The sequence below is a fragment of the Aurantiacibacter luteus genome (genome assembly GCF_001010945.1).
In the GTDB taxonomy this organism is placed as follows: domain Bacteria; phylum Pseudomonadota; class Alphaproteobacteria; order Sphingomonadales; family Sphingomonadaceae; genus Alteraurantiacibacter; species Alteraurantiacibacter luteus.
Map to the genome: position 1 here is coordinate 913,614 of NZ_LBHB01000001.1, position 26,255 is coordinate 939,868.

Genomic DNA, 26,255 nt, shown 5'->3' on the forward strand with positions numbered 1-26,255 from the left:
AAGGGCGCTGTCTAGGCGCTCAGGTCGTACTGCTTGAGCAGGTCGTAAAGCGTCGGGCGGCTGATGCCGAGGATCTTGGCCGTGCTGGAGATGTTGCCCTCGCTGCGCGCAAGCGCGTGTCGGATAACCTTGCGGTCCGCCTGTTCGCGCGCGCTCTTGAGGTTGAGGACGTTGGCATCCTCGGCCTCCACGCCGTCCTGCAGATCGAGGTCGCCCGCGCCCACCAGCTTGCCGTCGGCCATAATGACGGCGCGCTTCACCCGGTTCTCCAGCTCGCGCACGTTCCCCGGCCAGCCCCAGCCGTCGATGGCAGCAAGCGCATCGGGCGCAAAGCCGATGACGGACGGATTCATCTCGCTGGCGAACCGCTTGAGGAAGGCCTTGGCGAGCAGGCCCGCATCGCCCGGCCGCTCGGCCAGCGAGGGGATCTTCACGACGACCTCTGCGAGGCGGTAGAACAGGTCCTCGCGGAACCGCCCATCGGCGATCATCGCCTCGAGGTCCTGGTGCGTGGCGCACACGATGCGGGTGTCCACCGCGATGGCGCTGCGCCCGCCGATCCGCTCGATGGTGCGTTCCTGCAAGAAGCGCAGCAGCTTGACCTGCAGCGGCAGCGGAATGTCGCCGACCTCGTCGAGAAACAGCGTGCCGCCGTCGGCCATCTCGATCTTGCCCTCGGTGGTCTTGACCGCACCGGTGAAGGCCCCCTTTTCGTGCCCGAACAGCTCGCTTTCCAGCAGGTTCTCCGGGATCGCCGCGCAGTTGATGGCAACGAAGTTGCCTCCGCGCCGGTCGCTCGCATCGTGGAGCCCGCGCGCAAGCAGCTCCTTGCCGGTGCCGCTCGCACCCAGCAGCATGACGGAGACCTTGGTGTTCGCCACGCGCTCGATGGTGCGGGCGACCTTGACCATCTCCGGGGCCGAGGTGATGAGGCTGCCGAGCACGCGGTTGCCCTCGCCCGCCCGCTCGGCGAGCTTGCGGTTCTCCGCCTCGATGCGGTGTAGGCCCAGCGCACGGCGCACAATCAGGCCGAGCTGCTCGATGTCGACGGGCTTGTGGTAGAAATCGTAGGCCCCGCGCTCGATCGCGCTCAGCGCGCTTTCCCGCGCGCCGTGGCCGGATGCGACGATGACCTTGGTATCGGGCTTGAGTGCCATGATCTCGTCGAGCACGGCGAACCCCTCGCTCGTGCCGTCCGGGTCAGGCGGCAGGCCGAGGTCGAGCGTGACGACGGGCGGTTCCTCGGCGCGCAGCGCGGCGATCGCCGCGTCGCGCGTGCCGACGATCGTCACGTCGAAATCCTCGTAGGCCCACTTGAGCTGCGCCTGCAGCCCCTCGTCGTCCTCGACGATCAGCAGACGCGGCAGGGCATCGGACTTGGTACTGGCCATCACGCCACCTCTTTCATGTGCTGCTGCATGGCGCGCAGCATCTGGGATGTTTCGCTGAGCGGCAGGCGCAGCAGGAAGCGGGTGCCCAGCCCCTCGCGCGATTCCACGTCGAGCCGCCCGCCCATCGCGCGCACCAGTTCGCGCGCTTCGTAGGCACCGATGCCGAAGCCGCCGGGCTTGGACGAATGGAACGGCCGGAACAGGCGCGTGCGAATGAAATCGGGGCTCATCCCCTCGCCCGAATCGACCACCTCGACCACGGCGCTGCCGGCTTCGGCGCGCAGGTGCAGGAACACCGGTTTATCGGCATCGCTGGCGTCGATGGCATTCTGGACGAGATGGACCAGCGCCTGCTCCAGCGCGTCGGCATCGGCGCGCACCATGCACGGCTCCTGCTCGAGCAGCACGACCTCGCGGTTGGTCCGGTAACGATCGGCGACCTTTGCAAGCAATGCCGCGAGATCGAACTCCTGCCGTTCCTGACCGCCCAAGGTGCCGTAGCGTCCGAGGCGGGCAAGCAGGCCGGTCAGCTTGTCGGTCGAGTTCCTAAGCGTGATGATCATGTCGGCGCGGAATTCCGGCTTGTCCGCGTGCTTTTCCGCGTTCCTGGCAAGCAGAGACAGCTGGCTGGCGAGGTTCTTTATATCGTGCATGACGAAGGCGATGCGGCGGTTGAATTCGTCGAATCGCTGCACCTCGCCCAGCGCATCCTGGCTTGTCTGCTCGGCCAGATAGCTGGCGAGCTGGCGACCGACGACGCGCAGCAGGTCGAAATCCTCCCAGTCCAGCCGCCGGGCCACCGGCGGGCGGGCGAGCAGGATCACGCCGACCAGCCGCTCGTAATGCAGCAGCGGCACCAGCGCCCATGTGGACGAGTCCTCGAACAGCCAGGCCGGGCGTGCCGCCGCGGGCACCTCGCCGGCGCGGCCCTGCCTGATGTCGTCGAGGTCGAGGATGAACTGGCTCTCCTCGAAGAACCGTATACCTTCCCCACTCAGCGCCTCCGCCGGCACCTCGATGCCGTGCCATTGCCAGCGCGCGGCGAGCGCCATGCCGCCTTCCTCGCGCGGGGCGAGCAGTAGGCCCGATGGGCTGTCGGTAATGTCGGCAATCGCCTGCACGGCGCGCTGCGGCAGCGGCGAATCCTGTCCCGCGCGCCCGATGGTATCGGTGAAGCGCAGCCATTCGGACCGGTAATCGTAACGGTGCTGGAACAGGTTCTTCGACAGCGTCACCCGCAGCCAGCCGCGCAGCCGGGCCGAGGGCAAGACCGTCAGCGCGACGAGGCTGGCGAGGAGCACGAAGCCCGTCTGCAGCACTCGCCCGTAGTCGCTCCCCGCGTAGGCGAGCCCCTTCGCCACCACGACCATCACCACCAGGTAGGCCCCGATCAGCAGCAGCGAGAACGACTGGAAGGCGAATCCGCGCGACGGGCGCAGGCGCAGGTCGCCCTCGTTGCGCAGAAGCCCCAGCGCCAGCAGGCCCGCGGCGCCCAGCACGGGCAGCCAGCGCAGGTCGCCGAGCAGGTTGGGGATGTCGCCACCGAGGTAAGCGATGGTGTAGAAATTAAGGTCGTAGAGGAACACGAAGGCGAGCGCCGCCGCAGGCCAGCGCAGCGTCAGTCGCGCCTGCTGCGATGCGCCGACGTAGAGGTTGTGCACCAGCACCAGTCCTCCGATGCACATCAGCAGGCGGAACGTGCAAGCAAAGCGCAGGATCAGCAACTCGGCGTCGGGCTGCGCGGGATATTGCAGGCGCGCGGCGATCAGGGCGAACTGCAGCAGCTCGACGAAGGCCAGCGTGAACACGACCGGGCGGATCGGGCCGAGGCTCTTGTCGCGCTGGTCGTAGCCGAACAGGCGGTAAAGCATCCACAGCCAGGCAAGGTTGCTGACCACCAGCAGCAATTCGCTCGCCACGCTCTCGCCGCCAAATCCGGCGACCGAGAAGCACCATAGCGCAGCCAGCGCCAGCGCCGCGGCGGCAGCATTGATGGCCGGGCCGTGCCCGCGCCGCGCGGTGTTGAGCCACAGGCTCATCGCCACGGCCGCGCAGGCCGCGACGATGCAGCCGAGGTAACTCGCCATCGACCATGCGAGGTCCATCAGCGCGCACCCTCCGGCCACAGCACCACGCGCAGCGTCTGCAGCATGATCAGCAGGTCGAGAAAGGGGGTGTAGTTCTTGGCGTAATAGAGGTCGTATTCCAGCTTCTGGCGCGAATCCTCGACACTGGCGCCATAGGGAAAGTTGATCTGCGCCCAGCCGGTGATGCCGGGCTTCACCATGTGCCGTTCGGCATAATAGGGCAGCTCCTGTTCGAGCGCGTCGACGAAGGTGGGCACTTCGGGGCGCGGGCCTACGAAGCTCATGTGGCCCATCAGCACGGTCCAAACCTGCGGCAGCTCGTCGATGCGGACCTTGCGGATGAAGGCACCGACGCGGGTGACGCGCGCGTCGTTCTTCTGCGCCCACTTCGCGCCGTCCTTTTCGGCATCGGTGCGCATGGAGCGCAGCTTCACCAGCTCGAAGGGCTGCCCGTAGAGGCCCACCCGCTTCTGGCGGAAGAAGGCCGGGCCCTTGCTGTCGAGCTTCACGATGGCCGCGAACAGCAGGATGACAGGGAAAGTCAGCAGCAGCAGCAGGCCGCTCGCCAGGATGTCGAAGCCGCGCTTGGCGACCTTGGTAAAGGCGCGGCCGGAGCTGAAACCGTCGGAATAGATCAGCCAGCTGGGGTTGAGCGTGTCGAGATCGACACGGCCCGTCTCGCGCTCCATGAAGCTGGTGAATTCGTTGACGTGCACGCCCGCAGTCTTGACGCGCAGCAGGTCTTTCAGCGGCAGGGCGTTGCGGCGTTCCTCCAGCGCCATGACGACCTCGCTCGCGCCGAGGTTCGCCACGTGGGCGGACAGGTCGGCGATGCTGGAACGGGCGATGGCTTCGGGTACGGCGGGCTGGCTGTCCGCCATGCTGACGTAGCCGACGATGGAAAATCCGCTCTCTGGCCGCTCGGCCATCAGCTTGAGCCGCTTGGCCCGCTCACCCGCGCCCAGCACCAGGATGCGACGGCGAAAGGCGCTGGTGCCCAGCAGTCCGCCCGTCACCAGCCGGTTCGCCACCAGCAACCCGATCGCCAGCACCATCGCGTAGAGCAGCGTCGAGCGCCAGTATGTCAGGCCCGGCAGCACGAAATCGAGCAGTGCCAGCGCAAGGATGGCGAGGCTTACGCCCACCATCAGGCGCGCGCAGGCAAAGCGCATGGAGCGCAGCGCGTCGGGACCATAGACCCCGACCGCGATGAGCGCGGCCAGCGTCGTTACCGAGAAACCGACCAGCGGCATGAGGCGGCCGAGCAGCGGGCCGACATCGGTGCCGATCTGCGCCGCGCGAAACTGCCAGGCAAGATCGCCCGCCAGCAGCAGCAGGGCGAAGTCCAGCAGCCCGAGCAGCAAGACCGCGTGCGGAATGTAGTGCTTGAAGAGACGTACCATCACCGGACCGGATCGCTGCGGGCGGAGAGATTTCCGCGCGTGCGACCCGGTCTAGCGGCGACAGGTGAAATGTCGGTAAACTTTACACCCCGTCATGAAAACGGGAGAAAAGCACCTAGTTCGACAGATTGTCGGCCGCATCCTGCGCCGCGTCACCGACCTGTCCGGCCGCATCGCCCACGCTGTTCGCGGCATCGGCCACGGCATTGTCCTTGGCGGCTTCCGACCCGCTCATCTGCATGAAGGCGAAGACCGCGATTGCGCCCAGCACCAGCAGCACGATGACCAGGCCCCAGCCCGCCCCGCCGCTACGGCGCGGCTCGCCGTCGGTGACGACGGTTGTGTGGGTATGGGTGTTGCCCGAAGGGGTTTCGACTTCGGTAATGCGTTCTTCCGTCATGAATTTTCTCCACCAAACTGCCTCGTGAAACTAACGCGATATGCGCGGGTTCCGTATCGCCGGCGCGAATGATGGTAAGCGGCATTTAACCATGCTCCCGCGCGCTCCCTTAATCCCGCCGGGCTAGGACGCGCGCATGGCGAAGCTGTCGAAACCCCCGATTCCGCTCAAGATGTACAAGCACTTCGCCGTCGTCACGCTGACGCTGACGGCGGGGATAGCCATGTTCGCCGACTCCGACAATCGCGAAGCCATGGCCCAGCAGATCGACGAACATCGGGACGAGCAGCACCTGCGCGAGTTCAGCGCCCAGCGTTTCCGCACGCGCGAACTCATCCGCCGCGACCTCGATGGCGGTGGAACGTTCGGCGACGAGGGCTACGGCTACGGAGCGCCCGATGTCGCCGCGCAGGTCAACGGCACCGGCAGCCGCCGGCGCGCCGCCGCTTCGCGGCGGGTCGCCATTCCCGGCTACAGCGCAGAGCAGGTCGCGGCGATGAGCGAGGAGCAGTACCAGTCCCTCGTTGCCGCGCTGCCGCCCGAACAGCGCGCCGAGGCCGCCGCGTCTTCGGGCCCCACGGCGGCGCAGATGGACGCGATTTCCCGCGCCTCGGCCCGGCGCGCAGGCGCGGGCGGCGGCGGGGCAGATGCGCCGGTCTGACGGCCGCGCCGGTTACATCCCGTAGGTCGTGACCAGCAGGATACTCAGCGTCGTGACCATAATCAGCACCAGGGGCACGCCGGTCTTAACGTAGTCGGCGAAGCTGTAGTTGCCCTCGGCCATGATAAGCATGTTCGTCTGGTAGGCGATGGGTGTCGCATAGCACAGGTTGCAGCCGAACAGCACGGCCAGCACCAGCGGTTCGGTCGGCAGGCCGAGCTCGGTCGCGATGGCAAAGGCGATGGGTGTGCCCACCGTCGCCGCCGTGGCGTTGGAGGCGAAGTTGGTGAGCACCGTCACAAACAGCATGATCGCCATCAGCACGCCGGCGGGCGGCAAGTACTGCAGGCCCAGCGCCAGCGTCTCGCCCAGCCAGCCCGCCGCGCCGCTTTCCAGCACGATGCGGCCGATGGCGATGCTGGCCGCGACGAGGACGATCACCTTGGCCGAAAGCGCCCTGCCCACCCGGTCGAACTTGACGCAGCCGGTCACGAACATGACGATGGCGCCCGCCAGCGCGGAGATGGCGATGGGCACCTTGACGAGGTAGAGCCCGCCAGAGCCGATCCACGGCAGCCCGACCGATGCCAGCGCCACCGCGCCGAACATGATCGCCGCCGCCAGCAGGGCCTTGGACCTGCGCGGCACCTCGCGCACGCCTTCCAGCTGCAACAGGCTGTCGGTGCTGCGGAAGGGATCGATGCCGTCGGCAAGGCCCATGACGAGCAGCACGTCGCCTTCCTCGAGCCGGATGTCCGGGCCGATCGGCGCGGCCTCCTCACCCAGCAGCGCGCGCCGCGGCTTGTGGACGCCGAGCACCGCCACGCCGTAGCGGTCGGCGATGCCGGAGGAGGCCAGCGTGCGGCCGACGAGTCGGCTGTCGGCCGTCACGACCATCTCGACCACCTGGATATCCTCGCGCCGCTGCTGCGACTGTTCGACGATCTGGTCGATCACCCATGAAGGCGCGACTTGTCCGCGCAGCACGCGGATGGCGCTCTCGAGCCCGTCGTGCGTTCCGGAGATGAGAAAGCGCTGCCCCGGCTCGAACTTGCCCTTGGGTCGTTCCTCGAAGCGGAAGTCGTCGTGCAGACGGTCCACGATCTCGTCGAAATGCCGTCCCGCCAGCTCGCTGCTCGGCGTCACCCGGAGGTGGCTGAAGAAGCGCCGCACCGCCTGCGTCTGCTCCGGCGTGTTGTCGGGCAGCAGCCGCGGCATCACCAGCCAAAGGTAGGGCAGCGCCACCGCCGCGGCCATCAGCACGATGGGGGTGTAGTGGAACACCGACATCTGCGGCATCCCCAGATCCTGGGCGATGCCGACGACCAGCAGGTTCGTCGAGGTGCCGATGGTCGTCGCCATGCCGCCGATCAGCACCGCGGCGTTAAGCGGTATCAGCGTCTTCGATGCCGGCATGGCTCCGCGCTGGGCCAGCGCCACAAAGATCGGCATCAGCAGCACCAGCACGGGCGTATCGTTGACGATCATTGAGAGGAAGAGCGCCAGCAGCAGCGAGACGAGCATCCCCAGCTGCACGTTCAGCTTCCACACGCGCTCCAGCACCAGCGCGGCGGGTTCAAGCGCGCCGGTGACGACAAGGCCCCGGCCCATGATCATCAGCGCGCAGATGGTGATGAGCGCCGGGTGGCCGAAGCCGGCAAAGGCCAGCGCCAGCCCGTCGGTCGGCAGGCTGTCCGGCAACGGATAGAAATACAGGCCGACGCCGATCAGCGCGATGGTGAACAGCGAGACGATCTCGATCGACGGCTTCCCGCGGGCAAAGGCCACGAACACGCCGACCGTCATGATCATGGCGGCCAGCGCGTGGGGAGTTGGAAGCTCGATCACCGGTCGCGACCATCGGGCCTGCGCGCCCGCTTGGCAAGGTGGCTGGAGGTCAAGTGGCTGGTACCCCTGGCCGGACTCGAACCGGCACTTCGTAAGAAACTCGATTTTGAGTCGAGCGCGTCTACCAATTCCGCCACAGGGGCATTCCCGGCGCGCCTAGCCCTACTTCAGCGCCCCGGCAATCAGCTTGTGCAGGCGGGAGTGCAGCTGATCGTTGCCGGCGATGACCTGCTTGTCGCAAATCGGCTGCGAGCGGCCGCGATAGTCGGAAACGAAACCGCCCGCCTCGCGCACCAGCAGGCAGCCCGCCGCGGTGTCCCACGGCGAAAGGTCGCTTTCCCAGAACCCGTCGAAGCGGCCCGCGGCGACCCAGGCGAGATCGAGCGCGGCGCTGCCGAAACGGCGCACACCGGCGACTTCGGATCCGACGGCCCCGTAGATGCGCGTCCATTCGGCAAAGTCGCCGTGCGCGGCATAGGGCATGCCGGTGGCGAACAGCGCCTCGGTCAGCTGGCGGCGGCTGGAAACGCGCAGGCGCGCGTCATGCAGCCACGCGCCGCGCGATTTCTCCGCCCAGAAGGTCTCGTCGGTGACCGGCTGGTAGATGACCCCGGCGGTCACGTCGCCCCACTCGCTGCTGCCCAGCTTGCGCTCTTGCACGGCGATGCTGATGGCAAAATGCGGGATGCCGTGGAGGAAGTTGCTGGTGCCGTCGAGCGGATCGATGATGAAGCGCGGCGCGTCCTCGTCGCCCTCGATCTCGCCCGATTCCTCGAGCAGGAAGCCCCAGCCGGGGCGCGCGACCTTCAGCTCGTCCCACAGCGTGCGCTCGGCGCGCATGTCGGCCTTGGAGACGAAGTCCGCCGGTCCCTTGCGGCTGACCTGCAGCGCCTCGACCTCGCCGAAATCGCGCCGCAGGCGGCCACCCGCCTTGCGGGCAGCCTTTTCCATCACGCGGATGAGACCGGAAATCGCAGCCATCTAAATTCAGCCCGCCTTGCCGACGTAGCTCTGCTCGTACACGTCGACCACGATGCGCGTGCCGCTCTCGATGTGCGGGGGCACCATGATGCGAACGCCGTTGTCGAGGATGGCGGGCTTGTAGCTGGAGCTGGCGGTCTGGCCCTTCACCACGGCGTCGGCCTCGACGATGGTGGCCTCCACCTGGTTGGGCAGCTGCACGCTGATCGGGCGCTCCTCCCACAGCTCGAGCGAGACCTGCATCCCGTCCTGCAGGAACGGGCGCGCGTCGCCCAGCAGGTCGCTGTCGAGGTTGATCTGGTCGTAGGTGTCGGCATCCATGAAGACGAGCTGGTCGCCGTCCTCGTAGAGGAACTGATAGTCCTTGGTGTCCAGCCGCACCTTTTCGACCGTGTCGGCGCTGCGGAAACGCACGTTGGTCTTGCGGCCGTCCATCAGGTTCTTCATCTCGACCTGCATGTAGGCGCCGCCCTTGCCGGGCTGGGTATGCTGGATCTTGGCGACCTTCCAGATGCCGCCTTCGTATTCGAGGATGTTGCCGGGACGGATGTCCACGCCGGAGATCTTCATGCCACGCGTCTTTCGCTGGATTATCGGGATTGGCCCGCGCCCTAGACGCTGGCGGGCGGCGCGGCAAGCATGGCTTGGTTCATGACGCGCTCAGCCCGGCATGCTATGCGCCCCGGCATGACGTTCCGCCATGCCTTCCTCGCTGCCGCGCTTGCCGCGACGGTTGCAGTGCCCGTATTGGCGCAGGGCGAGATCGGCACGATCCGCCGGGGCTTCTACGTCTGCGAACTGCCGGGCGACGCATCGGGCGAGGCAAGCATCGCGCTGCCGCAGCAGAGTTTCCGCATCCTCAGCGCCTCGCGCTATACCTCGCCGCAGGGCGACGGGACCTACCTGCGCCGCGGCGACCGGGTGCAGATGACGAGTGGGCCGCGCAATGGCGATGCCTACCGCGTGCTCGACGAGGGCTCGCTGCGCAAGTTGCACGGCGGCGAGACGACCCGCCTGCGCTGTATTCGCCGTTCTCGCTAGGCAATCCGCGCCGACCTATTGCCGCCCGGTCAGCAGCGGGAACGGATTGACCGCGGTCGACGGCTCCCACCAGTCCGCCTCCGGCAGGGTGCGCATCATGGCGAAGTGCAGGTGCGGCGCGGTTGGATCGGCGTTGCCGCTGGAGCCGACGGTGCCCAGTCGCTGGCCGCGCCGGATCGCCATGCCTTCGGTCAGCCCCGGCGCATAGTCGCGCAGGTGCGCGTAGTAGTAGATCGTCTCCCCATCGTCGGAACGGATGTAGAGCGTGTTGCCACCTGCGTCGGACAGGAAGATCCGCTCCAGCTTGCCCGGTGCCGCGGCGACAACCGAGGTGCCCGCCTCGGCCATGATGTCGATCGCCTCGTGCAACCGCGTGCCGCCGCCGCGATCGTCGGTAAAGGTATCGGTCAGATCGGCGGCGGACTTTCCGAGCACGGGGATCATCAGCTGGGCCGACTGACTCGCGGGCTGCGTGGTCACGCGCGGCGTGGTATCCGGCGCGCGTTCGGCCTGCCGGCTGCGCTGTTCCTCCTGCGCTGGGACCGGGTCCGCCTCGCTCTGATAGCCCATGTCCTCGCGGATCGCCGCCGTCTCGTCGCGGTCGAGCAGGAAGGCGCCCGCCACGATCCAGCCCGCCGAGACGAGCGTGGCCGTGACGAGAGCGACCTGAACCTTTTCGACGAAGGGGCTGGCCATCAGGCTTCGAAGATGACTTGCGTACTGGTGGAGACCATCTGCGCCAGCCGCGCGGCATCCCAGTTGGTCAGGCGCACGCAGCCGTGGCTCTGGGCGCGGCCGATGGTGCTGGGGTCGGGCGTACCATGAATGCCGTAGTGCTCCTTGCTGAGGTCGATCCAAACCACCCCGACCGGTCCGTTCGGTCCCGGCGGCAGGGTATATTCCTCGCCCGTCTCGCGGCCGCCGGTGAGCACCTCGGGGCTGTAATTGAACGGCGGATTGAAGGCCTCGCCCACGATGTCCCATTCGCCCAACGGCAGCGGGAACTCGCTCGACCCGCTGCTGACGGTGAACAGCGCGACCAGCTTGTCGCCTTGGTAAGCCTTCAGCGTCTTGCCCGCCTTGCTGACGACGATGCGGTCCACCTCGGGCTGCTCCGTGCCGACACCGAGCGAGGCGAGCGTCTGCTGCCAGCCGCGATCCTCGACCGCGCCCGGCGCGATGCGGTCGGCACCGATGTTGGGCACGCGAATCTGCTGTCCGGCGGTGAAATAGCTCTGCGTCGCGGGCGAATTCGCGCTGCCCGATGCCGTGGGCGTCGGCGTGGGACTTGCGGACCTGCTGGCGCTGGCGGTGGGTGACGGCGTCGCGTTGCCGCCCGTGGTGCGCATCGCGCGGTCACCGCCGGTCATGCCCGCCGGGCGACCGTTCGGATTGAGCTGACGCAGAACCTCCACCGTCGTGTGGAACCGCTCGGCCAGCTTCTCGTCGAGGCTTTCGTAGCCCATGCGCTCCATCTCGGCCTGGTCGGCGGTCTCGTCCGGGATCTGGTCGAAGGTCAATTGCCCCCAGCTCGCCGGGATGGTGACCACGCGCGTCGCCGGAATACGCTCCCACCGAGCGAGCGCGGACTTCGTCGCATCGTCGAGTTCGCCGGTAACCTCGAGGCTGTTGGCCTCTTGGAAACCTCGCAGTGCGTTCTCGGTCGACATGCCCATGCGCCCGTCGATGACGCCCGGGCCGAAGCCGACGCGATCGAGCACGACCTGCGCCTGCATGATCGGGCGCTCCTCGCTGTCGGGGATGCCATCGGGCGTGGTTGCCCCCGCCATGTCGCCGTCGCCCATGAATTCAGCATCGTTGGAGGCCATCGGATCGGCGAGGTTATCGTTGCCGTAGGTGTCGTAGCCGTAGTCCGCGCCGGTATCGGTGTTCGCGACCTCGGCTTCGCTGTCGGCGGTGTCGGTGCCGCGGAAATCGCAGGCGGCGATGGCGACGGTGAGCGGAATGGCGGCGATAATGGCGATGAACTTGCGCGACATGAAAAGACCCTCGTGACGACCGGGCGGAACTGCCGGCTTGCAGGGCTCAACGTGTCGCGGCGCTTCAGGTTTCCGGCTGCATGGCCTTGGCGAAGGCGCGGACGGCGGCAACCTCGTCCCCGCCCCACACGGCATGGCTCACGGCGAGGAAATCCGCGCCCGCGGCCACCAGCGGGCCGCAATTGGCAGGGGTGATGCCGCCGATGGCGACGCAGGGTATCTCGAACAGGCCGCTCCACCATTCGACGAGGTCGATGTCGGGGCGATGCTCGCTGGCCTTGGTTTCGCTGGGAAAGAAGGCTCCGAAGGCGACGTAGTCCGCACCCGCATCCCCCGCTTCCATGGCCAGGTGGCGGCTGGCGTGACAGGTGACGCCGATCTGCGCCTCGCGGCCCAGTTCCTCACGCGCTTCTCGCGGGTCGCCGTCGCCCTGCCCCAGGTGCACACCGTCGGCCTTCAGGCGGCGCGCCAGCGCCACGTCATCGTTGACGATGAAGGCGACGTCGCGCGAGGCGCAGATTTCCTGCAAAGGTGCCGCGAGCCGCGCCGCCTCGTGCTGGTCCAGCCCCTTCACGCGGAACTGGAACGCGCTCGCCAGCCCCGCCCCCGCCGCCAGCGCGCGTTCGAGCCGGGCCGGAAAGTCCCCGCCCGTCTCGAGCGGGGAAATGAGGTAGAGCTGGCAGGCGCTCATGTCAGGCGACGGAAGCCTCGCAGATCTGGTCGATCGCGCCGCCCAGCGAACGGTCGAACTCCTCGTCCGACTGGCCGGCACGCAGGTCCTGCAGCAGGCCGCGGCTGAAGCTGGCGATCATGCCGGGGTTCTTCGCCAGCTTCTCGCACGCCTCGTCGGTCGAATAACCGCCCGAGAGGGCCACCACGCGCAGCACCTTGGGGTGGTCGATCAGCTCGCGATAGAGATCGTCCTTCACCGGGATCGACAGTTTGAGCATGACCTGCTCGCCTTCGGGCAGACGGTCGAGACGGGTCAGGATCTCGCTCTTGAGCATCTCTTCGCCCTCGGCCCGGTCGGCGGCGGTGATGTCGTACTCCGGCTCGAGGATCGGCATCAGCCCGGCGGCGAGGATGGTGCGCCCCACCTCGAACTGCTGCGCCACGATGTCGGCAATGCCCTTCGGGTTGGCGGACTTGATGACCGAGCGCATCTTGGTGCCGAACATGCCCGCCGCCACCGATTTCGCCAGCAGCGCGTCGAGCTTGTCGAGCGGCTTCATCAGCTGAACGCCGTTTTCCTCGTCCTCCAGGCCCTGATCGACCTTGATGAAGGGCACCACGCCGCGGTCCTTGAGCGCCTCGGCGGTGGTCTTTCCGTCGACCATGCCGTCCATCGTCTTCTCGAACAGGATCGCGCCGATCACCTTGCCATTGGAAAAGCTGGGCGCGGTGATCACGCGGCTGCGCATCTTGTGGATCTCGGCATACATCTCGTCCTCGCCGCTCCACGCATCGTCCTCCACGCCGTAACCGCGCAGGGCCTTGGGGGTGGATCCGCCCGACTGGTCGAGCGCGGCGATGAAGCCTTGTCCGTTGGCGATGCGGTCGGTCATTTCGGCGGTGTTCATTCGATGCTCCCAGTCGAACTTGTGAAGATGAAGCGGGCTCTATTGCGGCGGGGGCGGGAGCGCAAGTTGGCGAGATACATCCGTCCGGGCAGATGGTGATTGCCGCGCCGCCAGCACGGATCGCGGCCTGTAGGAAAGCGAAATCTGGCGTCCGGCGTTCAACCTCCCGACAGCGCGCGGGGCGTGATGAGCGGGGGATGCGATACCTGCCCCTCCCCCTGTTCGCCGCGCTCGCGCTGTCCGCCTGCGCCACCACTGCCGCCACCGTGCCGTCCGCCGAGGGCACACCGGTGCCGCTGGGTCAGGCGGTTGCCTTGGACGACATGGCGCTGACCCCGCTGGCGGTGGTCGAGGATTCGCGCTGCCCGATCAACGCGCGCTGCGTGTGGGCGGGCCGGATCGTCGTCCAGACCCGCGTGGCGGGCCGGGGTTGGCAGGAAAGCGCGCCGCTGACGCTGGGCGAACCGGCGCAGGTGCATGGCCGGATCGTCGTTCTGGTCAGCGCGGAGCCGGGCAAGGTTGCCGGTACCCAAACCCGGTCCGAAGATTACCGCTTCGTCTACGAGGGGCGCGGGCCGGACTGATGGCTGGGCAAGGCCCGCATCAGGCGGAGAGCGCAGCCACTCCGGGCAATTCCTTGCCCTCCATCCATTCGAGGAAAGCCCCGCCCGCGGTCGATACGTAGGTGACCTGGTCGGCCACGCCCGCGTGTGCCAGCGCGGCGACGGTATCGCCCCCGCCCGCCACGGAAACGAGCGCGCCCGATTGCGTCAGCGCGGCGGCGGTGCGCGCCAGCGCCACGGTCGCCTCGTCGAAGGGCGGCGTCTCGAAGGCACCCAGCGGCCCGTTCCAGACGAGCGTGGCGCAAGTCTTGAGCACGTCGCCAAGCGCTTCGACCGCCTGCGGGCCAACGTCGAGGATCATCTCGTCGGCGGCAACCTCATGGACGTTGCAGGTGCGCAAGCTGGGCGGATTGGAGGCGAATTCCTTGGCCACGACGACGTCGTAAGGCAGGTGCACCGTGCAACCCGCGGCGTCGGCGGCCTCGACGATGCGATTGACCGTGTCGACGAGGTCGTGCTCGCACAGGCTCTTGCCGACATCGACCCCGTTCGCGGCGAGGAAGGTGTTGGCCATGCCCCCGCCGATGATGAGGTGCTGGACCTTTTCGACGAGGTGTTCGAGCACTGCGAGCTTGGTGCTGACCTTGGCCCCGCCGACCACGGCGGCGACCGGCGGCTGCGGATTGCCGAGCGCGGTGTCGAGCGCCTTCAGCTCCTTTTCCATGGCCCGCCCGGCATAGGCGGGCAGCAGGTGCGCCAGCCCCTCGGTCGTCGCGTGGGCGCGATGCGAGGCGGAAAAGGCGTCGTTGACGTAGAAGTCGCCGTTGGCCGCGATGGCGCGGGCGAAGTCGGCGTCGTTCGCCTCCTCGCCCGGCCAGAATCGGGTGTTCTCCAGCAGGGCAACGTCGCCCGGCGCGAGGATGCCGACCGACTGCTCGACCACCGGACCGGCGACCTCGGGCACGAACATGACCTCCACGTCGATCACGCTCTCCAGCGCGCCGACGATTTCGCTCATGCTCATGGTCGAGTGGCGCTCGCCCTTGGGCCTGCCGTAGTGCGCCAGCAGCAGCACCTTGGCCCCGCGCTCGCTAAGTTCGCGGATCGTGGGTGCCACCGCCTCGGCCCGCGTCAGGTCGGTCGCCCGCCCTTCCGCCATCGGCAGGTTGAGGTCGACGCGCACCAGCGCGCGCTGGCCGGTCAGGTCCCGGGGCAGGTCGTCGAGGGTCTTGAAGGCGGCCATGCTCAGAGGAACGAGGCCATCACGCCGCCGGTGTCGATCATGCGGTTGGAGAAGCCCCACTCGTTGTCGTACCAGCTTACCACGCGGGCCAGCTTGCCCTCAAGGACGGCGGTTTCCAGGCTGTCCACGGTGGAGCTGGCCGGGTGGTGGTTGAAGTCGCTGCTGACCAGCGGCTTGTCAGTGTAGTCGAGAACGCCCTTCATCGCGCCCTCGCTTGCGGTCTTGAGCGCGGCGTTCAGTTCCTCCGCCGTGCAATCGCGGCCCGGCGTGAAGACGAGGTCGATCAGGCTGACGTTGGGCGTCGGCACGCGGACCGACGAGCCATCGAGCTTGCCCGCCAGTTCCGGCAGCACGAGGCCCACCGCGCGCGCCGCGCCGGTGGTGGTCGGGATCATGTTCTGCGCCCCGCCGCGCGCCCGGCGCATGTCGGAATGCATCTGGTCGAGCATTCGCTGGTCGTTGGTGTAGCTGTGGATCGTTGTCATGAAGCCGCGCTCGATACCCACGGTCTCGTGCAGCACCTTGGCCACGGGGCTGAGGCAGTTGGTGGTGCAGCTGGCGTTGGAGACGATCACGTCGTCGGCGGTCAGCACGTCGTGGTTCACGCCGTAGACCACGGTGGCGGACACGCCCTTGGCAGGCGCCGAGATCAGCACGCGCTTGGCACCGGCGTCGAGGTGCGGGCGGCACTGCTCGTCGCTCTGGAAGAAGCCGGTGCATTCGAACACCATGTCGACGCCCATGTCCTTGTGCGGCAAATTGCCGGGGTTGCGTTCCGAGGTCACGGCGATGCGCTTGCCGTTGACGACCAGATTGGTGCCGTCGACCTCCACCGTGCCGGGGAAGCGGCCGTGGGTGGAGTCGAACCCGAACAGCAGGGCGTTGGCGTCGGTATCGGCGAGATCGTTGATCGCCACGAGTTCCAGATCGTGGTCGTCACGCTCCAGCATGGCCCGCGCCACGAGCCGGCCGATGCGCCCGAAACCGTTGATTGCTACCTTGGTCGCCATGTGAGGTGCTCCTGCTTAGTTCTTGATTGCGTTGACGATCTGCGGGACGATGGCCTCCGCAGTCAGACCGAATTTCTCGTACAATTGCTCCGCCGGGGCAGAGGCGCCGAAGCGGTCGATGCCGAAGCGCAGGCCGTTCGCCATGGTATAGCGCTCCCAGCCGAAAGTCGTGCCCGCCTCGATGCTGACGCGGAGGATTTCCGATGGGTCGACATCGGGCAGGATTTCGGCGCGGTAGGCGGCGTCCTGCTCGTCGAACAGTTCGGTGCAGACCATGGAAACAACGTCCGCGCCCACGCCCTGCTTCTCCAGCGCTTCGGCGCATTCGAGCGCCAGGTGCACCTCGCTGCCGGTGGCGATCAGGATGACGCGGCGCTTGTTCCCGGCCTTCTTCAGGCGATAGGCGCCCTTCGCGCTCATATCGACCTCGTCCGGCGCGTTGCGGACCTGCGGCAAGTTCTGCCGGCTGAGCGCGATGACCGAAGGACGGTCCTTCTGCTTCAGCGCGATCTCCCAGCACTCCGCCGTCTCCACCCGGTCCGCCGGGCGCATGACGAGAAGGTTGGGCATGGCGCGCAGGGACTGCAGGTGCTCGATCGGCTGATGCGTCGGGCCGTCCTCCCCCAACCCGATGCTGTCGTGCGTCATCACGTAGATCACGCGCACCTGCTGAAGCGCGGACAGGCGGATGGCACCGCGGCAGTAGTCAGTGAAGATCAGGAAGGTGCCGCCATAGGGGATGATCCCGCCGTGCAGCGCCATGCCGTTCATCGCCGCGGCCATGCCGAATTCGCGGATGCCGTAATACATGTAGCGCCCGGCGTAATCGTCTGCGGTGAAGGCGGTGATGCCGCCGGCCTTGGTGTTGTTCGATCCGGTCAGGTCCGCGCTGCCGCCGACCAGTTCGGGCACCAGCGGATTGAGCACGTCGAGGGCATTTTCGCTGGCCTTGCGCGTGGCGACCTTTTCCGGACTTTCCAGCCACTTGCGAAACGCCTTTGTCGCCTGGTCGAGCTTGGGCAGGTCGCCTGCCATGCGACGCTCGAACTCGGCCTTCTTGGCCGAAGCGCCGAGCCGGTCGCGCCATTCGCCGTGCGCCGCGCCGCCCCGCTCGCCGGTGGCGCGCCAGTCGGCGAGCACATCGTCCGGCACCACGAAGGGCCCGTGGCTCCAGCCCAGTTCCTTGCGCGCGCCCTCGATCTCGGCCTCGCCCAGCGGGCTGCCGTGGGTGGCGCTGGTGCCCTGCTTGGTCGGCGCGCCCTTGCCGATGACGGTGGTGCAACGCACCAGCGAGGGCTTGCCGGTCTCGGCCAGCGCCTCGTCGATGGCGCGGCGGATGTCGGCCGGGTCATGCCCGTCGCACTCCGCCACGTGCCAGCCGGTTGCCCGATAGCGCGCCGGAATGTCCTCGGACGACGACAGCGACACCTTGCCATCGATGGTGATGTCGTTGTCGTCCCACAGCACGATCAGGCGGCCGAGCTTGAGGTGCCCGGCAAGGCCGATCGCCTCGTGGTTGATGCCTTCCATCAGGCAGCCGTCCCCGGCGATTGTCCAGGTGCGGTGGTCGACCAGATCGTCGCCGAACTCGGCGTTGAGATGCCGCTCGGCCATGGCCATGCCGACCGCCATCGCCAGCCCCTGCCCGAGCGGGCCGGTGGTCGCCTCCACGCCGTCGAGCAGGAAGTTCTCCGGATGCCCTGCACAGGGGCTGTTCAACTGGCGGAAGTTCTTCAGGTCCTCCAGCGTCGGCGCCTCGTAGCCCGAGAGGTAGAGAAGCGAGTAGATCAACATCGAGCCGTGCCCCGCGCTCAGCACGAAGCGGTCGCGGTCGGCCCAGTCGGGCGCCTTGGGGTCGAACTTCAGATAGTCCTGCCATAGCACCGTCGCCACGTCGGCCATGCCCATCGGCATGCCGGGATGGCCGGAATTCGCCGCCTGCACGCCGTCCATCGACAGGGCACGGATGGCGTTGGCCATGTTGGTGAAACGGATGGTCTCGTCGCTCATGCAAGGCTCCGGATGCGCGGCAGGGTTGCCCGTAAGCGGGCCGATTCGGATGCAGGGGTGTGTGGTGGCGAGGGGCGGCGAGGTCAAGCAGGTCGCCCCGCCCCGCGCGCACGAAATCCGACGGGAGGCCCGAGGCTTGCGAGGATTATTCACAACTTTCGCCGGCAAGTGCTTGCCGACACGCCACTCCGCCCTAATTTGCGCCGCCATGAACGCGGGAGACATTGCCGGGCGGATTGCCGACGCCATGAGCCGCATCGATGCCGCCGCTGCGCGGATCGAGGCGGTCGCCACCGCGTCCTCCCCCGCCGTGGCAACGGACGACGGCCTGCAACAGCGCTACGACGCCCTGCGACGCGAAGCGGGGGCGGCCCTGCGCGAACTCGACGCCATGATCGCGGAGATCGAGGCATGAGCAACGTCACGCTCGAGATCGCCGGGCGCAAGTACACCATCGCCTGCGCCCCGGGCGAAGAGCAGCACATCGAGGAGCTCGGCCGCTCGATTTCCGCCAAGCTCGCGCAGCTCGACGGCCTGAACGGCCAGTCGCCCGAACGCGTGCTGCTCTACGCCTCGCTGCTGCTGGCGGACGAGCTCTACGAGGCCACCAGCAACGCGCCCGCCACGGCTGAGCCGGACGAGGCCACCGCGATCCGGCTCGAAAGCATGGCGGACCGGCTCGAAAGCCTCGCAATGCAGCTTGAGACCGGCCCGTCGGCATCCTAGATAGGCCTTGGCGGGACTGCCCGGCACGAGCCGTTTCGAATATCCCTGAGGCTATAAGCAATCCATGGGAGCTGTCCCTACCGAGGCTGCTGGGTTCGTCCTGGGGTTTCGGATATACGGCGCCCACCTGACGTTAGGCGTCAGAGGATTTCCCGGAAAACGACCCATGGTGGTTCCGCCACTCACCATCCGGCGCTAGGGCCCCTCTCGTGACCGACATTTCCCAGCACAAGGCGCAGCTGCGCGAGGCGCTGCGCAAGGCGCGGCTCGACCATGCCCGCGCGCTGCCGCCCGAGGTATCCGCGCTGGTCTTCCGCCAGCCGCCCGCCCCCGTGCTGGCGCTGGTGCCGGAAGGCGCCGTCATCGGCCTCTACCGCGCCGGGGAAGGCGAAGCCCCAGCCGCTGCCTACACCCGCTTCTTCCACGAGCGCGGGCACACCGTCGCGCTGCCCCGTGTGGTCAAGCGGGCCGAGCCCATGCATTTCCACGTGCACACCGACCCTTGGGACGAGAGCGATCTCGAGCCCGGACCGATGAACCTGCGCCAGCCGCGCCTCTCCGCGCCCCTCGTCGTGCCGGACGTGCTGTTCATGCCGCTGGTCGGCTTCACCGAGCGCGGCGAGCGGATCGGACAGGGCGGCGGGTTCTACGATCGCTGGCTGGCCGATCATCCCGAAACCGTGGCCATCGGCATGGGCTGGGACGTGCAGCGCGTGGACGAGCTGCCCGTGGAGGATCACGATATGCCGCTCACCGCCATCGTCACCCCGACGCGCATCTACGGACCTTTCGCATGAGGACCGAGCCCACCTGGCGCATCCCTGTCGGCATTCTCGGCCTGCTCGCCGCATTGCTGGTCTACGCCGTGCTGGTCGCCGTTTTCCTGCCGCCGCTGATCGGCGGCTGGCCTTCGCTGTTGCAGGGCGTGGTCTACCTCGCGCTGGGGCTGGTATGGCTGCTGCCGCTGCGCCGCTTCCTGATCTGGATGGAAACCGGCCGCTGGGGCTAGGCCAGCGCGCCCAGCGCCTCGCGCCAGTCCAGGGGTAACGGCACGGGGCGACGCGTCTCGCGGTCGACGTAGACGTGGACGAAGTGGCCCTCTGCGGCAGCCGCGTCGCTTCCCTCGGCAAAGATGCCGACCTCGTAGCGCACGCTCGAAGTGCCGATGTGCGCCACCCGCACACCCGCCTCGACCACCTGCGGAAAGGCGAGCGGAGCGAAGTAGCGACAGCCCGTTTCCACGACCAGGCCGATGGTCCGCCCGCCGGCGATGTCGAGCACGCCGCGCGCCACCAGCTCGGCATTCACCGCGGTGTCGAACCAGCCGTAATAGACGACGTTGTTGACGTGGCCGTAGACATCGTTGTCGGCCCAGCGCGTGGGGATCGTGCGCCAGGCGCGGTAATGCGCGCGGGCCCGAGGCGGCTCGCGGGTCACAGGGCCGCCTCGTAAATCCGCCGCGCATCCTCGCGGGTGATGGCGACCGGGTTGTTCACCAGCAGGCGCTGCTGCTTCATCGCTTCGTCCGCCAGCATCGCGCAATCGGCCGCGCCCACTCCGACATCCGCCAGCCGCGGGCTGAGGCCGATGTCGGCAGCGATGGCGACCAGCGCCTCCACGAAACCCTGCGCCCGCCCCTCGATGCCGAGCGGCGCCAGCGCAGGATCGACCAGCGGCGCGAGTTCTGCATACATTGGCCCAGCGGCTTCCATGTTGTGCGCCAGCACGTGCGGCAGCATCAGGGTGTTGGCGAGACCGTGCGGCACGTGGAAATGTCCGCCCAGCGGATAGGCCAGCGCGTGCACGCCCGCCACCGGGGCATTGGCAAAGGCGACGCCCGCGAGGAAGGCCCCGCGCAGCATCGCCTCCCGCGCCGCGAGATCGCCCGGCGCGTCGCAGGCGGTGCGGATGTTGGCGGCGAGGAGGCCCAGTGCTTCTTTCGCCAGCAGGTCGGACAGCGGGTTCTTGAGGTCGCGGCTGGTAAAAGCCTCGATGGCGTGGACCATCGCGTCGACACCCGTCGCGGCGATGATGTGGCGCGGCAGGCCCGTCGTCAGCAGGGGGTCGAGCAGGGCGTGATCGGCGTAGAGCGCGGGGGCGACGATGCCTTTCTTCTCCGTCCCGCCCACGGTCAGTATGCTGATCGACGTCGCCTCGCTGCCGGTGCCCGCCGTGGTCGGCACGAGCACCAGCGGCAATCCCTCACCCCTCGCCCGGCCGACGCCGTAGATGCCGGCGATCTCGTCGCCGCTGCCGAGCAGGTAGGCCGCCGCCTTGGCGACATCCATCGGGCTTCCGCCCCCGAAGCCGACGACCGAGACCGCGCCCGCCTCGCGCCCCAGCGCCACAGCCGCAAGTACGCTCGCCTCGCTCGGGTCTTCCTCGACCGCGTCGAAGACCGCGACGTCGTGCCATTCGCGCAATTCCGTGAGCGCAGGTTCGGTCAGGCCGATGGCGCGCAGGTTCGCGTCGGTCACGAACAGCACCGGGCCGTCGGGCAGGAAGGCGCCGATGTCCTCGGCAACGCCGTTTCGCAGGGTGACCGCCGGGCCGAATTCGAAAGTGAAGCTCATGCCCGCCACCGTCGCCCGCCGCGCCGCCGCTGGCAAGAGCGGAACCGCGGCGCAGCCCGGCGGATTGCCATGTCATGCCCGAGCTTCCCGAAGCCCAGACCAATCGCCAGCGGATCGAGGACCGGTGCCTCAACCGCACGATCGAGGCCGTCGAACTTGGCGACGATGTCACCTACATCGAGCTTCCCGGCGACAACGAGCGAAGGCGCCTCGTCGGGCACCAATTCACGCAAACACGCCGTCACGGCAAGCTGATCTTCGCGGGCAGCAAGACCGGCCCGTGGATCTGCGTGCACCTGGGCATGACGGGCAAGCTGCTGCCCTTCGACGCGCCGGACGAAGCGCCCGATTACACGAAGCTACTGATCGTTTTCGAGGGCGACCGCCGACTCGCCTTTCGCTGCCCGCGCAAGCTTGGCTGGGTGCGCGTGGTCGATTCGCCCGAAGCGGAGATCGCGCGCATCGGCTTCGGGCCGGATGCGCTTACGATTTCGCGCGATGACTTCGTGGCGCTGATGGGCAAGACGAGCGGCACCATCAAGGGCGCGCTGATGGCGCAGCGCAAGCTGGCGGGGATCGGCAACCTGTGGTCGGACGAAATCCTGTTCCAGACCGGCTGGCATCCGGAGACCGTGGCGAAGACCATCGATGATGACGCGCTAGGCACGATGTTCGATTGCATGCGCGAGGTGCTGGTCGCCGTCTGCAAGACCGGCGCGCAGTACAAGAAGCTGCCAAAGGACTGGCTGATCGGCGACCGCAAGGCCGGAAAGCCCTGCCCGCGCTGCGACGGCACCATCGCCAAGGTGAAGGTCGGCGGGCGCAGCGCCTATTACTGCGACACGCACCAGGCGGCAAAATAAGGAAAAGGTCCCAAGTGGCGCGAGTGACGGGACTCGAACCCGCGACCCTCGGCGTGACAGGCCGATACTCTAACCAACTGAGCTACACCCGCGCATTTAAGCGGCTCTAGCGCCTCTTGGGAGCCGCGCGTCTAGTTTAGCACCGGGAGGGTGTCAACACGCATCGCGCGGGTTTTTGCAGTCCTTTTCTCAGCCCGCCAGAATGCGCGCCGGGGCCTCGATCAGCTTCTTCACTTCCTGCACGAAAGCGGCGGCATCGTAGCCGTCGACGACACGGTGATCGCAGGAGATGGAGATGTTCATCAGCTTGCGCTTCTCCACCCGCTCGATGCCGTCCGCACCCTTCACGAACATGGGCCGCTCGACGATTCGGTTGGGGCCGATGATGGCGACCTCGGGGCGGTTGATGACGGGCGTGGTGGCGACCCCGCCCAGCGGGCCGAGCGAGGTCACCGTCAGCGTCGAGCCGCTCAGCTCCTCGGACTTCGCGCTGCCGCTGCGGGCCGCTTCGGCCAGGCGGCCGATCTCGGTGGCGAGCTGCCACAGGTTCTTCGCCTGCGCGTCGCGGATGACGGGGACCATCAGGCCATTGTCGGTCATGGTCGCCATGCCCAGGTGTACCGCGCCGTGGCGGGTGACGACCTTCGCCTCGTCGTCGTAGCGGGCGTTGATCATGGGGAAATCGGGCAGCGCCTTGCAGATCGCGGTGATGAGCAGGGGCAGCATGGTCAGCTTGGGACGGTTACCGCGGTCGGAATTCAGCTGCGCCCGGGTTTCTTCCAGCGCAGTGACATCGCATTCCTCGACGTAGGTGAAGTGCGGGATGTGGCGCTTGGCGGCGGCCATGTTCTCGGCGATGCGCTTGCGCAGGCCGATGACGCGAATCTCTTCGTCCGCGCGCGCCTTGCCGGCCCCGGAATAGCCACCCGAATAGGCGATGAAGCTGTCGAGATCGGCGTGGCGCACGCGGCCGTCGGCGCGGACCTGCGCGAGGTCGACGCCGAGGTCCTTCGCGCGGGCGCGCACCGCCGGGCTGGCGAGCACTTTCGCCGCATCTCCATGACCCGCTCGTGCTGAGCTTGTCGAAGCACCGGCCTTGGCGCTGGGTTGCGGGGCTTCGACAGGCTCAGCCTGAGCGGGGGGAGTGGGAGCCGCTGCAATGGCGCGGTCTGCATCACTGGCATCGGGGTTTTCGACCTCGATGCGCTCCTCGACGATCTCGGCCTTGGGCGACGGCACTTCCGCTTCGGCCTCCGCCTCCCCCTCGTCCGAGCCCTCGCCCTCCACCTCGACCACGATCAGCGGGCTGCCGATGGCCACCATGTCGCCCACCTCGCCCGCGATCTGGACGATCGTGCCGGTGACCGGGCTTTCCAGCGGGACGGTCGCCTTGTCGGTCATCATGTCGACGAATTCCTCGTCTTCCTCGACCCGGTCGCCGACCTGCTTGTGCCAGGCGACGATTTCGGCCTCGGTGATGCCTTCGCCGATATCGGGCATGGGAAAGGTGAATTTCGCCATCGGGGTCAGTCCTGCATGATCTTGTCGATGGCCTCGCCGATGCGGACGGGGCCGGGAAAATAGGCCCACTCGAGGCTGTGGGGGTACGGCGTGTCGAAGCCGGTCACGCGCTCTACCGGCGCCTCGAGGTGGTAGAAACAGCGCTCGGTCACCAGCGCGCTCAGCTCCGCGCCGAAGCCGCTGGTGCGCGTGGCCTCGTGGACGATCAGGCAGCGGCCGGTTTTCTCCACGCTCGCCTCGATCGCCTCGATGTCCAGCGGGACGAGCGTGCGCAGGTCGAGGATCTCGGCATCGACGCCCTTCGCCTCGCACACCGCCTGCGCGACGTGGACCATGGTGCCGTAGGCGAGCACCGTCAGCGCCTCGCCCTCGCGCGCCAGACGGGCCTTGCCGAGGGGCACCTTGTAGTAGCCCTCGGGCACCTGCGCGTCGGCGTGGCCCTTCCAGCTCTTGGCGGGCTTGTCGTAATAGCCGTCGAAAGGGCCGTTGTAGATGCGCTTGGGCTCGAAGAAGATGACGGGGTCGTTGTCCTCGATGCAACTGATGAGCAAGCCCTTGGCGTCATAGGGCGTGGCCGGGATCACGGTCTTGAGACCGGCGACGTGGGTGAACAGCGCCTCCGGGCTCTGGCTGTGGGTCTGCCCGCCGAAGATGCCGCCGCCGAAGGGCGAGCGCACGGTCATCGGCGCGACGAACTCGCCTGCCGAGCGATAGCGCAGCCGCGCCGCTTCGCTGATGAGCTGGTCGAGGCCGGGATAGATGTAATCGGCGAACTGGATTTCCGGCACGGGCCTGAGGCCGTATGCTCCCATTCCTACCGCCGCGCCGATGATGCCGCATTCGGAGATCGGCGTATCGAACACCCGGTGCTTGCCGAACTTCTCCTGCAGGCCCGCCGTCGCGCGGAAGACGCCGCCGAAATAGCCGATGTCCTCGCCCAGCAGGATGACATCGGGATCGCGGTCCAGCATGACGTCGAGCGCGGAATTGATCGCCTCGATCATGTTCATTTGCCGAGTGTCGGACAGGGTTTCGACCTCGCTCATTGCGCCGGCTCCTCCGGCCATTTGATCTGCCTTTCGCGGATGGCCTGCGCGGCCTGTTCCTCGAGGTGCCAGGGCAGTTCCTCGTAGACGTCCTCGAACATGGTGTGGAACGGGTGGTGCAGGCCGTGGCCGAGAATGCCGTTCTTCTCGCCTTCCTTCTGCGCGTCCTTCACCATCTGGTCGAGCTCGGCGTCCTGCGCCTCGTGCTGCTCGATCGACCATTCGCCGAGCGCGATAAGGTGGTCGCGCAGGCGGGTGACGGGGTCGCCGAGCGGCCAGCCGGTGCTCTCCTCGGCGCTGCGGTAGGCACTGGGATCGTCGGAGGTGGAGTGCCCCTCGGCGCGGTAGGTGAAGTGCTCGATCAGCGTCGGCCCGCCGTTGGCGCGGGCGCGGTCGGCGGCCCAGCGCTCGGCGGCATAGACGGCGAGCGGATCGTTGCCGTCCACCCGCAGGCTGGCGATGCCGTAGCCAACGGCGCGTGCGGCGAAGGTCGCCCGCTCGGCCCCCGCGAACCCCGAGAAGCTGGAGATCGCCCACTGGTTGTTGACGACGTTGAAGATGACCGGCGCGTTGTAGACGGTGGCAAAGGTCATGGCGGAGTGGAAGTCGCCCTCGGCCGTGCTGCCCTCGCCCACCCAGGTCGCGGCGATACGGCTGTCGCCCTTGCTCGCGCTCGCCATGGCGAAGCCCACCGCCTGAGGCAACTGCGTGGCGAGGTTGCCGCTGATGGTGAAGAAGCTGAGCCGCTTCGAGCAGTACATGATCGGCAGCTGGCGACCCTTCAGCTTGTCGCCCTTGTTCGAGTAGATCTGGTTGATCATCTCGGTCAGCGCATAGCCGCGCGCGATTAGGCAGCCCTGCTGGCGATAGCTGGGGAAGATCATGTCGTCCGCCGCCAGCGCGTGGGTGGCGGCGACGCTGGTCGCCTCTTCGCCCGTGCACTTCATGTAGAAGCTTGTCTTGCCCTGTCGCTGGGCGCGGTACATCCGCCCGTCGAAGGCGCGCACCAAGGCCATCTCGCGCAGCATCCGGCGCAGGGTATCCGGCGACAGGCGCGGGTCCCAGGGACCGTGAGCCCTGTCGTCGTCCCCCAGCACGCGGATCAAGTCGTCGGCGAGCGCGTGGGTCTCGCGCGCTTCGCACACCTCGTCGGGGCGCGCCTGCGCGCCTGCGGGCGGGATGTTAAGGTGGCCGAAGTCGACGGCGTCGCCCGGGCGATAACGCGGTTCGGGAACGTGCAGAGAGAGTTTCGGGCGGTTGCTGCCCTCGTCCTGCCTGTCCGCCGTCATCGCCTGCTCCCGGTAAGAA

At 67.7% G+C, this 26,255-nt stretch carries 27 protein-coding genes, 2 tRNA genes and 1 other RNA gene; 9 read left to right on the forward strand and 21 right to left on the reverse strand.

The annotated features are described in order from the left end of the window. Positions 1 to 11 precede the first annotated feature (11 nt). The 4 genes from prsR to AAW00_RS04440 form a co-directional block, all read right to left on the reverse strand. Positions 12 to 1,391: a PEP-CTERM-box response regulator transcription factor gene (gene prsR / locus AAW00_RS04425; RefSeq protein WP_047003059.1), complete on the reverse strand. Its 1,380-nt coding sequence runs from the start codon at positions 1,389 to 1,391 to the stop codon at positions 12 to 14. Beyond that, positions 1,391 to 3,496, reverse strand: a complete 2,106-nt coding sequence (prsK, locus tag AAW00_RS04430) for an XrtA/PEP-CTERM system histidine kinase PrsK (protein ID WP_047003060.1) — start codon at positions 3,494 to 3,496, stop codon at positions 1,391 to 1,393. Before prsK ends, prsR begins: the two co-directional genes overlap by 1 nt. Beyond that, positions 3,496 to 4,881, reverse strand: coding sequence for a TIGR03013 family XrtA/PEP-CTERM system glycosyltransferase (locus AAW00_RS04435; protein WP_047003061.1), 1,386 nt, complete (start codon positions 4,879 to 4,881; stop codon positions 3,496 to 3,498). The genes prsK and AAW00_RS04435 overlap by 1 nt, the downstream gene beginning before the upstream one ends. A 115-nt stretch (positions 4,882 to 4,996) precedes the next feature. After that, on the reverse strand, positions 4,997 to 5,281 hold the full coding sequence (locus tag AAW00_RS04440; RefSeq protein WP_047003062.1) for a hypothetical protein: 285 nt from the start codon (positions 5,279 to 5,281) through the stop codon (positions 4,997 to 4,999). Between the two features lie 136 nt (positions 5,282 to 5,417). Between AAW00_RS04440 and AAW00_RS04445 the strand changes: the two genes are divergently transcribed. Further along, on the forward strand, positions 5,418 to 5,942 hold the full coding sequence (locus AAW00_RS04445; protein ID WP_047003063.1) for a hypothetical protein: 525 nt from the start codon (positions 5,418 to 5,420) through the stop codon (positions 5,940 to 5,942). Positions 5,943 to 5,954: 12 nt separating this feature from the next. Here the strand turns inward: AAW00_RS04445 and AAW00_RS04450 are convergent, their stop codons facing one another. The 4 genes from AAW00_RS04450 to efp form a co-directional block, all read right to left on the reverse strand. Continuing rightward, complete coding sequence (locus tag AAW00_RS04450) at positions 5,955 to 7,790, reverse strand: SLC13 family permease (RefSeq protein WP_187331007.1); 1,836 nt, start codon at positions 7,788 to 7,790, stop codon at positions 5,955 to 5,957. A gap of 58 nt (positions 7,791 to 7,848) precedes the next feature. Then, a tRNA-Leu gene (locus AAW00_RS04455) sits at positions 7,849 to 7,933 on the reverse strand. A 19-nt stretch (positions 7,934 to 7,952) separates the two neighbouring features. Further along, positions 7,953 to 8,771, reverse strand: a complete 819-nt coding sequence (locus tag AAW00_RS04460; protein WP_047003064.1) for an inositol monophosphatase family protein — start codon at positions 8,769 to 8,771, stop codon at positions 7,953 to 7,955. Positions 8,772 to 8,777: 6 nt separating this feature from the next. Next, positions 8,778 to 9,341 (reverse strand): elongation factor P, encoded by a 564-nt coding sequence (efp, locus tag AAW00_RS04465; protein WP_047003065.1) that lies wholly within the window; start codon positions 9,339 to 9,341, stop codon positions 8,778 to 8,780. Between the two features lie 117 nt (positions 9,342 to 9,458). Here efp and AAW00_RS04470 point away from each other — a divergent pair, with 117 nt between their 5' ends. Further along, complete coding sequence (locus tag AAW00_RS04470; RefSeq protein ID WP_047003532.1) at positions 9,459 to 9,812, forward strand: hypothetical protein; 354 nt, start codon at positions 9,459 to 9,461, stop codon at positions 9,810 to 9,812. Between the two features lie 15 nt (positions 9,813 to 9,827). Here the strand turns inward: AAW00_RS04470 and AAW00_RS04475 are convergent, their stop codons facing one another. The 4 genes from AAW00_RS04475 to AAW00_RS04490 all read right to left on the reverse strand — a co-directional run bounded on the left by AAW00_RS04475 (position 9,828) and on the right by AAW00_RS04490 (position 13,392). After that, the gene (locus AAW00_RS04475; RefSeq protein WP_047003066.1) at positions 9,828 to 10,508 is read right to left on the reverse strand and encodes a M23 family metallopeptidase; all 681 of its coding nucleotides are present in this window, start codon (positions 10,506 to 10,508) and stop codon (positions 9,828 to 9,830) included. Continuing rightward, complete coding sequence (locus tag AAW00_RS04480; protein WP_047003067.1) at positions 10,508 to 11,812, reverse strand: L,D-transpeptidase family protein; 1,305 nt, start codon at positions 11,810 to 11,812, stop codon at positions 10,508 to 10,510. The genes AAW00_RS04475 and AAW00_RS04480 overlap by 1 nt, the downstream gene beginning before the upstream one ends. A gap of 64 nt (positions 11,813 to 11,876) precedes the next feature. Next, positions 11,877 to 12,503 (reverse strand): thiamine phosphate synthase, encoded by a 627-nt coding sequence (gene thiE, locus AAW00_RS04485; RefSeq protein ID WP_047003068.1) that lies wholly within the window; start codon positions 12,501 to 12,503, stop codon positions 11,877 to 11,879. A 1-nt stretch (position 12,504) separates the two neighbouring features. Continuing rightward, the gene (locus tag AAW00_RS04490; protein ID WP_047003069.1) at positions 12,505 to 13,392 is read right to left on the reverse strand and encodes a fructose bisphosphate aldolase; all 888 of its coding nucleotides are present in this window, start codon (positions 13,390 to 13,392) and stop codon (positions 12,505 to 12,507) included. A 197-nt stretch (positions 13,393 to 13,589) separates the two neighbouring features. On the opposite strand from AAW00_RS04490, the gene AAW00_RS04495 reads away from it, so the two are divergent. After that, the gene (locus tag AAW00_RS04495) at positions 13,590 to 13,976 is read left to right on the forward strand and encodes a hypothetical protein (RefSeq protein ID WP_047003070.1); all 387 of its coding nucleotides are present in this window, start codon (positions 13,590 to 13,592) and stop codon (positions 13,974 to 13,976) included. Between the two features lie 19 nt (positions 13,977 to 13,995). Here AAW00_RS04495 and AAW00_RS04500 read toward each other — a convergent pair whose 3' ends face one another. Genes AAW00_RS04500 through tkt form a run of 3 tightly spaced genes read right to left on the reverse strand, consistent with a single transcriptional unit; the run spans position 13,996 to position 18,218 of the window. Further along, a complete protein-coding gene (locus AAW00_RS04500; RefSeq protein ID WP_047003071.1) occupies positions 13,996 to 15,198 on the reverse strand; it encodes a phosphoglycerate kinase in 1,203 nt (400 codons plus the stop codon). 2 nt (positions 15,199 to 15,200) lie between these two features. Further along, complete coding sequence (gene gap / locus AAW00_RS04505) at positions 15,201 to 16,208, reverse strand: type I glyceraldehyde-3-phosphate dehydrogenase (protein ID WP_047003072.1); 1,008 nt, start codon at positions 16,206 to 16,208, stop codon at positions 15,201 to 15,203. Positions 16,209 to 16,223: 15 nt separating this feature from the next. Continuing rightward, positions 16,224 to 18,218, reverse strand: coding sequence for a transketolase (gene tkt / locus AAW00_RS04510; RefSeq protein WP_047003073.1), 1,995 nt, complete (start codon positions 18,216 to 18,218; stop codon positions 16,224 to 16,226). A 208-nt stretch (positions 18,219 to 18,426) separates the two neighbouring features. Here tkt and AAW00_RS04515 point away from each other — a divergent pair, with 208 nt between their 5' ends. The 5 genes from AAW00_RS04515 to AAW00_RS04530 all read left to right on the forward strand — a co-directional run bounded on the left by AAW00_RS04515 (position 18,427) and on the right by AAW00_RS04530 (position 19,953). Beyond that, positions 18,427 to 18,633: a hypothetical protein gene (locus AAW00_RS04515; protein WP_047003074.1), complete on the forward strand. Its 207-nt coding sequence runs from the start codon at positions 18,427 to 18,429 to the stop codon at positions 18,631 to 18,633. Beyond that, positions 18,630 to 18,944 (forward strand): cell division protein ZapA, encoded by a 315-nt coding sequence (locus AAW00_RS04520; RefSeq protein WP_047003075.1) that lies wholly within the window; start codon positions 18,630 to 18,632, stop codon positions 18,942 to 18,944. Before AAW00_RS04515 ends, AAW00_RS04520 begins: the two co-directional genes overlap by 4 nt. Before the next feature lie 10 nt (positions 18,945 to 18,954). Beyond that, a non-coding RNA gene (gene ssrS / locus AAW00_RS15530) (6S RNA) lies at positions 18,955 to 19,124 on the forward strand. Between the two features lie 29 nt (positions 19,125 to 19,153). Then, complete coding sequence (locus AAW00_RS04525; RefSeq protein WP_047003076.1) at positions 19,154 to 19,741, forward strand: 5-formyltetrahydrofolate cyclo-ligase; 588 nt, start codon at positions 19,154 to 19,156, stop codon at positions 19,739 to 19,741. After that, complete coding sequence (locus AAW00_RS04530; RefSeq protein WP_047003077.1) at positions 19,738 to 19,953, forward strand: DUF2842 domain-containing protein; 216 nt, start codon at positions 19,738 to 19,740, stop codon at positions 19,951 to 19,953. Before AAW00_RS04525 ends, AAW00_RS04530 begins: the two co-directional genes overlap by 4 nt. Here AAW00_RS04530 and AAW00_RS04535 read toward each other — a convergent pair. Next, entirely contained in the window at positions 19,950 to 20,381 is a 432-nt protein-coding gene (locus tag AAW00_RS04535) for an acyl-CoA thioesterase (protein WP_047003078.1), read from the reverse strand. The two genes, AAW00_RS04530 and AAW00_RS04535, sit on opposite strands and share 4 nt — an antisense overlap. Continuing rightward, on the reverse strand, positions 20,378 to 21,517 hold the full coding sequence (locus AAW00_RS04540; protein ID WP_052761757.1) for an iron-containing alcohol dehydrogenase: 1,140 nt from the start codon (positions 21,515 to 21,517) through the stop codon (positions 20,378 to 20,380). The genes AAW00_RS04535 and AAW00_RS04540 overlap by 4 nt, the downstream gene beginning before the upstream one ends. A 74-nt stretch (positions 21,518 to 21,591) precedes the next feature. Here AAW00_RS04540 and AAW00_RS04545 point away from each other — a divergent pair, with 74 nt between their 5' ends. Then, entirely contained in the window at positions 21,592 to 22,380 is a 789-nt protein-coding gene (locus AAW00_RS04545) for an Fpg/Nei family DNA glycosylase (protein ID WP_047003079.1), read from the forward strand. A gap of 15 nt (positions 22,381 to 22,395) precedes the next feature. On the opposite strand, the gene AAW00_RS04550 is transcribed toward AAW00_RS04545, so the two are convergent. The 4 genes from AAW00_RS04550 to AAW00_RS04565 form a co-directional block, all read right to left on the reverse strand. Beyond that, a tRNA-Asp gene (locus AAW00_RS04550) sits at positions 22,396 to 22,472 on the reverse strand. Between the two features lie 97 nt (positions 22,473 to 22,569). Beyond that, positions 22,570 to 23,901: a dihydrolipoamide acetyltransferase family protein gene (locus AAW00_RS04555; RefSeq protein WP_047003080.1), complete on the reverse strand. Its 1,332-nt coding sequence runs from the start codon at positions 23,899 to 23,901 to the stop codon at positions 22,570 to 22,572. A gap of 5 nt (positions 23,902 to 23,906) precedes the next feature. Further along, complete coding sequence (locus AAW00_RS04560; protein ID WP_047003081.1) at positions 23,907 to 24,947, reverse strand: alpha-ketoacid dehydrogenase subunit beta; 1,041 nt, start codon at positions 24,945 to 24,947, stop codon at positions 23,907 to 23,909. After that, positions 24,944 to 26,236 (reverse strand): 3-methyl-2-oxobutanoate dehydrogenase (2-methylpropanoyl-transferring) subunit alpha, encoded by a 1,293-nt coding sequence (locus AAW00_RS04565; RefSeq protein ID WP_047003082.1) that lies wholly within the window; start codon positions 26,234 to 26,236, stop codon positions 24,944 to 24,946. The genes AAW00_RS04560 and AAW00_RS04565 overlap by 4 nt, the downstream gene beginning before the upstream one ends. Between the last annotated feature and the right edge of the window lie 19 nt (positions 26,237 to 26,255).

Coding starts and splice junctions, on each gene's coding strand:
- prsR (WP_047003059.1), bottom strand. CDS start 1,391: ATGGCCAGTACCAAGTCCGATGCCCTGCCGCGTCTGCTGATCGTCGAG.
- prsK (WP_047003060.1), bottom strand. CDS start 3,496: ATGGACCTCGCATGGTCGATGGCGAGTTACCTCGGCTGCATCGTCGCG.
- AAW00_RS04435 (WP_047003061.1), bottom strand. CDS start 4,881: ATGGTACGTCTCTTCAAGCACTACATTCCGCACGCGGTCTTGCTGCTC.
- AAW00_RS04440 (WP_047003062.1), bottom strand. CDS start 5,281: ATGACGGAAGAACGCATTACCGAAGTCGAAACCCCTTCGGGCAACACC.
- AAW00_RS04445 (WP_047003063.1), top strand. CDS start 5,418: ATGGCGAAGCTGTCGAAACCCCCGATTCCGCTCAAGATGTACAAGCAC.
- AAW00_RS04460 (WP_047003064.1), bottom strand. CDS start 8,771: ATGGCTGCGATTTCCGGTCTCATCCGCGTGATGGAAAAGGCTGCCCGC.
- efp (WP_047003065.1), bottom strand. CDS start 9,341: ATGAAGATCTCCGGCGTGGACATCCGTCCCGGCAACATCCTCGAATAC.
- AAW00_RS04470 (WP_047003532.1), top strand. CDS start 9,459: ATGACGTTCCGCCATGCCTTCCTCGCTGCCGCGCTTGCCGCGACGGTT.
- AAW00_RS04475 (WP_047003066.1), bottom strand. CDS start 10,508: ATGGCCAGCCCCTTCGTCGAAAAGGTTCAGGTCGCTCTCGTCACGGCC.
- AAW00_RS04480 (WP_047003067.1), bottom strand. CDS start 11,812: ATGTCGCGCAAGTTCATCGCCATTATCGCCGCCATTCCGCTCACCGTC.
- thiE (WP_047003068.1), bottom strand. CDS start 12,503: ATGAGCGCCTGCCAGCTCTACCTCATTTCCCCGCTCGAGACGGGCGGG.
- AAW00_RS04490 (WP_047003069.1), bottom strand. CDS start 13,392: ATGAACACCGCCGAAATGACCGACCGCATCGCCAACGGACAAGGCTTC.
- AAW00_RS04495 (WP_047003070.1), top strand. CDS start 13,590: ATGCGATACCTGCCCCTCCCCCTGTTCGCCGCGCTCGCGCTGTCCGCC.
- AAW00_RS04500 (WP_047003071.1), bottom strand. CDS start 15,198: ATGGCCGCCTTCAAGACCCTCGACGACCTGCCCCGGGACCTGACCGGC.
- gap (WP_047003072.1), bottom strand. CDS start 16,208: ATGGCGACCAAGGTAGCAATCAACGGTTTCGGGCGCATCGGCCGGCTC.
- tkt (WP_047003073.1), bottom strand. CDS start 18,218: ATGAGCGACGAGACCATCCGTTTCACCAACATGGCCAACGCCATCCGT.
- AAW00_RS04515 (WP_047003074.1), top strand. CDS start 18,427: ATGAACGCGGGAGACATTGCCGGGCGGATTGCCGACGCCATGAGCCGC.
- AAW00_RS04520 (WP_047003075.1), top strand. CDS start 18,630: ATGAGCAACGTCACGCTCGAGATCGCCGGGCGCAAGTACACCATCGCC.
- AAW00_RS04530 (WP_047003077.1), top strand. CDS start 19,738: ATGAGGACCGAGCCCACCTGGCGCATCCCTGTCGGCATTCTCGGCCTG.
- AAW00_RS04540 (WP_052761757.1), bottom strand. CDS start 21,517: ATGAGCTTCACTTTCGAATTCGGCCCGGCGGTCACCCTGCGAAACGGC.
- AAW00_RS04545 (WP_047003079.1), top strand. CDS start 21,592: ATGCCCGAGCTTCCCGAAGCCCAGACCAATCGCCAGCGGATCGAGGAC.
- AAW00_RS04555 (WP_047003080.1), bottom strand. CDS start 23,901: ATGGCGAAATTCACCTTTCCCATGCCCGATATCGGCGAAGGCATCACC.
- AAW00_RS04560 (WP_047003081.1), bottom strand. CDS start 24,947: ATGAGCGAGGTCGAAACCCTGTCCGACACTCGGCAAATGAACATGATC.
- AAW00_RS04565 (WP_047003082.1), bottom strand. CDS start 26,236: ATGACGGCGGACAGGCAGGACGAGGGCAGCAACCGCCCGAAACTCTCT.